Origin of the sequence: Kitasatospora sp. NPDC017646 (genome assembly GCF_044329365.1) — a bacterium.
Classification (GTDB): Bacteria; Actinomycetota; Actinomycetes; order Streptomycetales; family Streptomycetaceae; genus Kitasatospora.
Genome location: NZ_JBIRJC010000096.1, coordinates 1 through 8018 on the forward strand (window position 1 = coordinate 1; position 8018 = coordinate 8018).

Consider the following 8018-nt stretch of genomic DNA (forward strand, 5'->3'; position numbering starts at 1 on the left):
CCCCGCGACGATCACCGTGATGAACTGCGCGAGCATCCCAACGACTCGTCACACCAGGGCCGGTGACCTGCACCAATCACGATGGAACTTCCTCAATCTGATCCTGTCGGCAGGGGACCCGCGGGTGTCAGTGCCGCGGGTCATACTCGTGCTGCGGTGCCGCCCGGGCACCGCAGCACGAGGGGAGCGACATGGCTGAGGTGCTGGTTTTCCACCACGGGCACGGGCTGACCGCCGGCGTCCGCGAGTTCGCCGAGCAGCTGCGACGGGCCGGACACACCGTCCACGTCCCGGACCTATTCGAGGGACAGGTATTCGACAGCCTCGAGGAGGGCATCGGCTACGCCGAGAACATCGGGTTCGGCACGGTCATCGCACGCGGAACCGCCGCCGCCGAAAAGCTGCCTGCGGAGCTCGTCTACCTCGGGTTCTCGCTCGGCGTCTTGCCGGCGCAGAAACTGGCCCAGACCCGCCCCGGCGCAAAGGGCGCGCTGCTACTCGAGGCATGCCTCCCGGTCTCGGAGTTCGGCGGTGCCTGGCCCCAGGACGTCCCCGTCCAGGTCCATGGCATGGACGCAGACCCGTTCTTCGCCGGGGAGGGCGATGTGGACGCGGCCCGCGCACTCGTCGAGACGGCGGAGGACGCCGAGTTGTGCCTCTATCCCGGCGACAGGCACCTGTTCACCGACAGCAGCCTGCCGTCGCACGACGAGCACGCTGCAACGCAGACCACCCATCGGGTGCTCAGCTTCCTCAACCGCATCAAATAGCCCGGCACCCTCGCAGCTCAGGGGGCTACTTCGTCGCTACTCCAGCGAAGACAGCCCAGGCCACAGGCCGCCAACCTTCGCTTCCAGGACCGACATGTCACCGCCGGCAAAACCCGCCCTACTGAAGGATCAACAACCTGGTCCTGTCCCGCTGGCTGCACCACGGCCCGTCCACCGTCCCAGCGGACGGGCCGCCGCGAGACCACCCGGACGAGCTACAGCAACCGCCCCAACTCCCCGTCGCGGACATGTAGTCTATGAATCGTCGCAGTTCAGAGCCGGTTCACGAGCTCCTGCGGTCGGTAAAGTTGACGAGCTCCACAACATCTCCCTGACCAGCCGCTCCGGCGCCGAGGTCGCCGACACCCTCAAGTACTTCTCCGAGCGCATCCCCGCCACGTTCGTCTACGCGGGCATCGACATCGAACGCAGCAACCTGCTGTCCGGCACCCGCGGCGCCCAGATCGCCGGCCGCTTCACCCTCCTGCCCACCCGCCCCTTCCCCTATGGCGAGGAATGGACCGCCCTGGTCGCCACCCTGGAGCAGCACCTCCTGCTCCACGACCACCGGCCCGGAACCCTCGTCGCCCTCGACCGCCACCTCCACCACCGCACCGGGGGCATGATCGGCGCCCTGTCCCACCAGATCCGCGGCGCGGCCATCGATGCGATCCTCACTGGCACCGAGAGGATCACCAAGGACGGCCTGGACGCCGTCCCGCTCGACCACGCGGCCCAGACCGGCGCCCGCACCGCCCCCTCCGGCGGCCGCCGGTGACCGACACGAGAGTCCGGCCGACGCTTCGGCCCCTGCCCGTCCGCGTCGCGCCGCGGCTCGGCGAGGGCACCGACAACTACCTCCGCCGTCTCGCACGGGCCAACCACCTCAAGCCCAGCTACCTCAACAGCCTCACCAGCCCGAGGTCCAGCATCGGCAAGCCCGACATCACCCTCCTCGCCCAGCTCACCGGCCGACGACCAGCTGACCTGCGACGCGCGCTCTGCGACGCGCCTGGCAAGCCCCTGCCCGAGCAGCGCGAGCCGGCAGGTCAACATGAACTCCCGGAGAAAGACCTCCAGCGCAGGCTCAACCTGCTGTTCGCGTGCGCGGAACTACGCAAGGGCACTCCCCGGCGGATCGTCGCCCGACGCTACAAGCTCCACCGCAGGGAACTCCGCCAAGCCGTCCAGCGGCAACCGCCCCGCCGCCTGGCCCGTGTCATCCCCGACAGCGACACCCAGCGCCGCCGCATCCGAGCCCTGGCCGGGGCCGGCCGGTCGACCGCGCACATCTGGGCGCGGATGATGGACGACCACGACACGCCACTCACCTACAGCGCCATCAACGCTTTCCTTGCCCGGGTGAGCGGATCCACCCCCCGCAGCTGAGCGGTGTCAGCCCCTTGCTGGAGGATCTGGCCATGCTGATTGCGACCAACGAGCGCGGCCACGTGCTGAAACGCCCGTCCAAGCCCGCTATCGGGACGATGCTGGCCAACCTGCGACGGGGGAACGCTTACATGGTCCTGGAGCGGGTGGACGAGGAGCAGCCCGGGAGTTGGTACATCCAGGTCCTGCTGCGGGAAAACAACACCTTCCAGCTCGAATACCGCGACGGGGTGCCCGAGCTGCACTACCAGACTCTGACGGTCTCCCAGGAGAAGGTCCTCGGGGCGCTGCTCGGCTGGGCCGGCGGGAAACCGGGCTGGCAGGACGGCTTCATATGGAACAACATCGCTGAACAGTTCGGCCACAACGACCAGGCGTCCCCCGGGCGGTCGGGTGGCGCCGGTCGGTCGAGCAACGAGGAATCGGGCTGACCAGTGCGGTCAAGCTCCGTGGCACGACGTCAGCGTGAAGATCTTCGTTGCCGACAAGACGAAACCAACCAGACGGGGGCCGCAATGGCACTGACATTGGATGAAGCCGTGGTGCAGCTCGGTCACCGGCTTTCACCCAAGAGGCGTTCCGCCGCATCACGCCTGCGCCGGCTTGCCGACCCCGCTGCGGGCCCTTCGCTGCTGGAGGCCCTCCAGCGGGAGGTACGAGACGCCCGCACTTGGGAGACCCAGTACCAGATGGTCATGGCTCTCGGGACCTGCGGTCACCGACCCGCCCTGGGCGTGCTCCGGTATCTCGCCCGCGCCCCCTTCGAGGCCACCATGGTGTACGTCGCGCTCGGCGACGCCATCATTCGGCTGAGCGCTCCCGAAGACACGGCCGATTCCGTGCGATGGTGCCTGGACACCGGCACCCCGATGCTTGCCGACGGCGCTCTGCGCGCCGTCGCCATGCAGCGGCTGTCCCTGGACACCGCCACGATCGACCACGTTCTCGACTTCCTCAGCCCCTTGGACCCCAACGACGGCCTCCGATTCTGGGCCGCGGCCGCAGCCGCGGGATGGACAGGCCCGCGGGTCAGTAAGTTCCTCCAGGGGTGCGCAGCGGGCCCCCGGGCCGACGTGGCCAACGCAGCCACCTCATCCCTGCAGGGGGAATACCAGACCTACTCCCCCTTGTAGGGGTCCGCCCTGAAGGAGACTCGGCGATCAAGATCGTTTGACAAACCGTCAAGATCATTTGAGACGGGACAACCCAGCCGATCGCTCGGGATGCGCGCGGTCTCGGCCCGAACCAGGCTCAGCCGTATGAGCAGTGCCTTCTACGACGCCCCCGCGACCGTCTACGCCCAGGGCGTCGAGATCCCCGTCCATGCCGATCTCACCGGTGAGCGCCCAGAGGACAGCGGCCAGGAGAGCTGGGGCGGGACACTTCTGGCGGACGAGCTTGATGAGTACTTCGCCGCGGTGATGCACACCCGCTCGGACCGGCTGCTGCTCACCGGTGGCCGGGATTTCGACGCGCGAGGTAACAAGGGCGTCGGCGACGGCGTCCTGCTGGTGCTCGGCCCGCCGGCGCCGGTACGCCTTCGAGGAACAGGCCCGGCCGCAGTAGACCGGGCGCCGGCCCGGCCCCGAGGCGCGCAGCGCGGTGCCGCACTCGCGGCACCGCGGCGCGTCCCGCTCCGTCTCATTTCCTCGCGCGTCGATTCCCGCCTCGACCTCGATTCGTCACGCGTCGATTCCCGCGCCGACCCTGATTCCTCGCGCGTCGTTTTCCGTTTCCGTGATCGGGAGAGTATCCGGCCACCCGGGCAGCGCGGCGCCGCCGGCGGCGTGCGGCCGACCGCTGCGCCCGCCCCGGCTGGCCCTGCCACGCCGTTCCCAGTCCCGGTCGAGGTGTCCAGCAAGAGCATGGCCGGGCCGAGCGCCGACAACCCTCGCCGCCCCCACGCCGCACCACACCGCCGCCGTAGTAGCTCCCCCGCCGCAGGCTGCCGTTCCGACATCCGGCAGGGCTCGCGGCGCACCCCGACCGCATGGCAGCGCGGTGATCTGGGCGGGCGCCAGGACCAGCGGGACTTGGGCGTCGAGAGCAGCCCGGCGAGGTTCCACGAGAAGCCGCGCCGCCTTGCCCGCGCCGCTGGTCAGTTGGCAGCGCCGCACTCGCCAGCCCGCCTCTGGCAACCGAGATGACTGCCGATCATTTTGCATTTGCCAGACACTACAGTGACCGTACTATGGTGGCGGGCATGACGAAGAAACGCTCCATGCAGGAGCCCACCTTCCTCCTGCTGACAGCCCTCGCGGACCGGCCCCGGCACGGCTACGCGCTCGGTGACGAGGTGGCCGCGATCTCCGACGGCCGGGTGCGGCTCGGAGCCGGCTCCCTCTACGGCACCCTGGACCGGCTGCTGGCGGAAGGGCTAATCCGCATCGAGCGGGAGGAGACGGTCGACGGACGCCCCCGCCGCGTATTTGCCCTCACCCCGGCCGGCACCACGGCACTCACAGAGGAGAGCGAGCGGATGCGCGCAGCCCTGCGCGAGGCCGACCGGCGCCTGGCCGTCTCCCGGCCCCGGCTCGCGGGTGGTGCGGCATGACCACGAACCGGCCCTCGACGAACGCCCGGCTGCTGCGGTGGGCACTCGCGCTCTACCCGGCCTCCTACGGAGCCGGCGCACGGGCCGAGATCGCCGATCACGCCGAACACCACATCGCCGGGGCCGGCCGGCTCGCCGGGCTACGGGAGGCCTGCGACGTGGCCGGGCACGGCACCCGGGTACGGCTGGGCCTGGTCCCCCACCGGCCGGCGGGCCGGGCGCTGGCCACCGCCGCTCCGCTCGCCGCGATGCTCGCCGGCACGTTCGCGGCCTGGCACCTGTGGTTCCTCATCCAGATCGTCCGCGTCTCCGGGTTCGACACGTACGCGTTCTCCGGTACCCGCGTCGTCACCGTCACCGTGCTGATGCTCGCCCCGGCCGTACTGATGGCGGCGGCGGTGCTGGCCGGACACCGAACGGCGGCAAGGACCATGGCCCTGGTGACCGTCCTGGCCACGCCCCTGCTCCACGCGGTCTTCCGCCCGATCCTGTGCGACTACCAGGTCGTACTGCTCGCGTTCAACGCTTTCGTCCTGCTGGTCGCCCCACCGGACCCCATCTCGAACCTGAGCCGCGTCATCCCGTGGACGGTTGCTCTCTCGATCACGGCCGGGGAGGTCGCCCTGTCCCTGGCCGGGAGCCATCTCGGGGCATGGGCGACCGACATGGGGTTCTACTTCGTCGCCCCGGTGGTCACCGGCATCGCCGTCGCCTGCACCGCACGCTCCGTCGGGCACGCCGCCCTGACCACAGCCGTCCTGGCCGGCCCGCCACTGCTCTCCCCCCTGCTCCTGGACATGGGACTCAACCACCGCGCACTCATCCTGCTGCCGGTGGTGCTGTTCACCACCGGGTACACGATCGCCTTCCCCGTGGTGCGGATCACGGCCCGGATCGCCAAACGGCCCGACCACCTGCACCGCTGACCGCACGCCCACCACGACCGGCCCCTCAACCACCCCCCATCACCAGTGGCGGCGCGCCGCTTCCGGATCCGGCGACGGTCATGGCAGGAACGCAGGGCCTCGGGGTTGCCTGGTAGGGCTGTCCCAGCCGAGACCGGCGTCCGGTGCCGGCGCTGGGCTGCTGCAGCCCCGAGAAGGCATGGGGAGGCCGTCACCCTGGTGGCGGCCTTCCGGCTTCTGGGCGGCTGGTGGTGAGCCGACGCCCGGGGGCCGCCGGCACCGGACTACGGCACCGCGGCGGTAACCGGGCCGTCCCTGCGCGTGCGCAGCGGCGCGGTACCTGCGGGACCGCCCGCGGGGGTGCCCACGTGTATCCGCCGTCCCCGCTCCTGGCCGGGGTTCAGGCGGCGGGTAGGGCGTCCAGGAGGGCGGTCTGCTGCTCGGTCAGCTTCCCGTCGCCACGCGCCTTGTCCTGCTTGCGCAGCCAGCTACCGGGCCTAAACGCCGGGTCCGCCTCGCCGCCGGTGCGGATGGCGGGGCCGTCCAGGGTGCCACCGGCGGCGAGGTAGGCGAGCAGGCGCCGGTAGGAGCGGTTCCAGTCCGGCTCCAGCCGCCACAACTCGTCCAGCGCATCGAGCTTGGCCGTCTGGTCGGCGCCGAGGGCCTCGGCCTTGCGCTGACGGCGCATCCACGCCCTGCATGCGCTGCCCCCCGGCCGCCCGCGCGTAGGCGGCGGCGATGCGCACCGCGCGACAACGTGTTCTTCGTGCACGTCTCCCTGCTGCCCTACATCGGCCCCTCGGGCGAGCTCAAGACCAAGCCCACCCAGCACACCGTCGGCACCGGCGCCCAGCGGCACCGTCTGCGGGCGTTCATCGAGCGGCACCCGCCCCGGGGCCGGCGACGAGCAGACCGCGGCGCAGGAGGTCCGATACGAAACTCACCTCCCCACCGCAGGTCCGCGCCCTGCTGCTCCTCGCGGTGAGGGCGGGTCAGGAGCGGCGGCGCCGGGAGGCGGGTGTGCACTGCTCGGCGGCCGCGGTCTCGGTGCGGCGGCAGCCTGCTCACGGTCGGTGGTCTCCAGCGCCGTCCGGCCGACGTCGGCCCAGCGACATGCACGTCCTCCCCTGGCCGTGGCACTGCGCGGCATCGGAAGCGGAAAACCCGTGTACCCCACCTCCGCAGACGCCTACGGTGATCGGCATGACCGGAGCAGGAGACGCACCGCGGCAGCAGTCACGGCCCACTCGAGAGGAACTGTCCGAGGCGACCAGCCGACTGCTGGCCGAGATCGACGCGGCGTTCGCCAGCGATCGGTGGGCGCTCCTGGACACGCGGACACCGCAGGTGACATGGCGCATGTACGACGGCGCGGCCCTGCGCTACTGCGCGGAACTCCTGCGGGAGCTGGCGGCCGCCGTCGACGGCGGGCTCGAGTACGCGGTCCGCTCGCTGGCGCGGAGCCTGATCGAGGCGACGGTGTTCTCGCTCTACATCCACTTCGGCGGCCACGGGGCCGTCGTCGCGGCAGGCCAGGCGACCCGGCACAGCGCCGAAGGCGTCCAGGCAGAACGCGACAGGATCAACCAGAACCTCGCCGCCAGCAAGAAGGACGCGCTGCGCCGCCTCGAGAAGGTCCGGGCGCACAACGCCCGCATCGCACGCCGCAATGCCAGCCGCCCCGATCTGCCGCCGATGGCGCCGCTCCCCACGCCGCATGTCCCGCAGATGGAACCCAGTCGCGTAGACCTGTCCGACCTCATCACCGGATTCGGACCGATCCAGGCCCAGGCGCTCCCGGTCTCCGTCATGATCGACCAGCTCTCCGGCTGGGCGCCGACCCAAGGTTTCGGGCAGGAAAGCCTGCGCTGGATCTATCTGGACTACCGACGGCTGTCGATGAACGGCACCCACGCATCGACCCATCTGCTGGACGAGCTCTTCGAACCGGGCAACTACATACGCATCGCCGCCCGGCCAGCCCCCAGCGAGCTCGGTCTGATGCTGTGGGACGTCGGCCTGTACTACACGGCCTTCGCCACCGAATGGGTCCTGAGCGCCGCCGACTGCCCAACCCCGGAGAGCACCCGCATCCGGCTGTGGACCCAACCCCAGCCCAACGGCCGTGCCCCCTGGCAGCAGAACGGCTGACCCCGCAGGGCGGGTGACGGACGCTGTCCTTGAAGGCGTCGATCCCGATCCACCAGCGGTCTGCGTCGTGGACCAAGCGCAGCTGGGAGAGCTTGGACGAGGGGGTGCCTGTTGAACGATGTTCCAGATCTCGGGCCCATGCCCCGGCGGGTCACTGAATCGCTGCGGGTTCTGTAGAGACTCTAGGTTGTGGCTGTGACCTGCAGGTTTGGTTGTTGTTGGCTGTAGTACGCGGCTTCGTACTCGACG

General features: G+C 70.4%; 9 protein-coding genes and 1 pseudogene. 9 read left to right on the forward strand and 1 reads right to left on the reverse strand.

Going from position 1 to position 8018, the window contains the following annotated elements:
• The first annotated feature begins 191 nt into the window (after positions 1-191).
• The 8 genes and pseudogenes from ACH4J0_RS42350 (at position 192) to ACH4J0_RS42385 (ending at position 5639) form a co-directional block, all read left to right on the forward strand.
• Positions 192-770 carry a dienelactone hydrolase family protein gene (locus ACH4J0_RS42350; protein ID WP_396246524.1) on the forward strand — a complete coding sequence of 193 codons (579 nt, stop codon included), beginning with the start codon at positions 192-194 and terminating at the stop codon, positions 768-770.
• A 307-nt stretch (positions 771-1077) separates the two neighbouring features.
• Positions 1078-1548, forward strand: a pseudogene (locus tag ACH4J0_RS42355) (ATP/GTP-binding protein); the annotation flags it as partial.
• Positions 1545-2159: a hypothetical protein gene (locus tag ACH4J0_RS42360; protein ID WP_396246525.1), complete on the forward strand. Its 615-nt coding sequence runs from the start codon at positions 1545-1547 to the stop codon at positions 2157-2159. The pseudogene ACH4J0_RS42355 and the gene ACH4J0_RS42360, both read left to right, overlap by 4 nt.
• 32 nt (positions 2160-2191) lie before the next feature.
• Complete coding sequence (locus tag ACH4J0_RS42365) at positions 2192-2590, forward strand: hypothetical protein (protein WP_396246526.1); 399 nt, start codon at positions 2192-2194, stop codon at positions 2588-2590.
• An 84-nt stretch (positions 2591-2674) separates the two neighbouring features.
• Positions 2675-3292 (forward strand): HEAT repeat domain-containing protein, encoded by a 618-nt coding sequence (locus tag ACH4J0_RS42370; protein WP_396246527.1) that lies wholly within the window; start codon positions 2675-2677, stop codon positions 3290-3292.
• A gap of 126 nt (positions 3293-3418) precedes the next feature.
• Positions 3419-4306 (forward strand): hypothetical protein, encoded by an 888-nt coding sequence (locus ACH4J0_RS42375; RefSeq protein WP_396246528.1) that lies wholly within the window; start codon positions 3419-3421, stop codon positions 4304-4306.
• 56 nt (positions 4307-4362) lie between these two features.
• Positions 4363-4713 (forward strand): PadR family transcriptional regulator, encoded by a 351-nt coding sequence (locus tag ACH4J0_RS42380; RefSeq protein ID WP_360467174.1) that lies wholly within the window; start codon positions 4363-4365, stop codon positions 4711-4713.
• The gene (locus ACH4J0_RS42385; protein ID WP_360467172.1) at positions 4710-5639 is read left to right on the forward strand and encodes a hypothetical protein; all 930 of its coding nucleotides are present in this window, start codon (positions 4710-4712) and stop codon (positions 5637-5639) included. Before ACH4J0_RS42380 ends, ACH4J0_RS42385 begins: the two co-directional genes overlap by 4 nt.
• A 379-nt stretch (positions 5640-6018) precedes the next feature.
• On the opposite strand, the gene ACH4J0_RS42390 is transcribed toward ACH4J0_RS42385, so the two are convergent.
• The gene (locus ACH4J0_RS42390) at positions 6019-6306 is read right to left on the reverse strand and encodes a helicase associated domain-containing protein (protein ID WP_396246529.1); all 288 of its coding nucleotides are present in this window, start codon (positions 6304-6306) and stop codon (positions 6019-6021) included.
• A gap of 506 nt (positions 6307-6812) precedes the next feature.
• Between ACH4J0_RS42390 and ACH4J0_RS42395 the strand changes: the two genes are divergently transcribed.
• Complete coding sequence (locus ACH4J0_RS42395) at positions 6813-7769, forward strand: hypothetical protein (RefSeq protein ID WP_396246530.1); 957 nt, start codon at positions 6813-6815, stop codon at positions 7767-7769.
• The last annotated feature ends 249 nt before the right edge of the window (positions 7770-8018 follow it).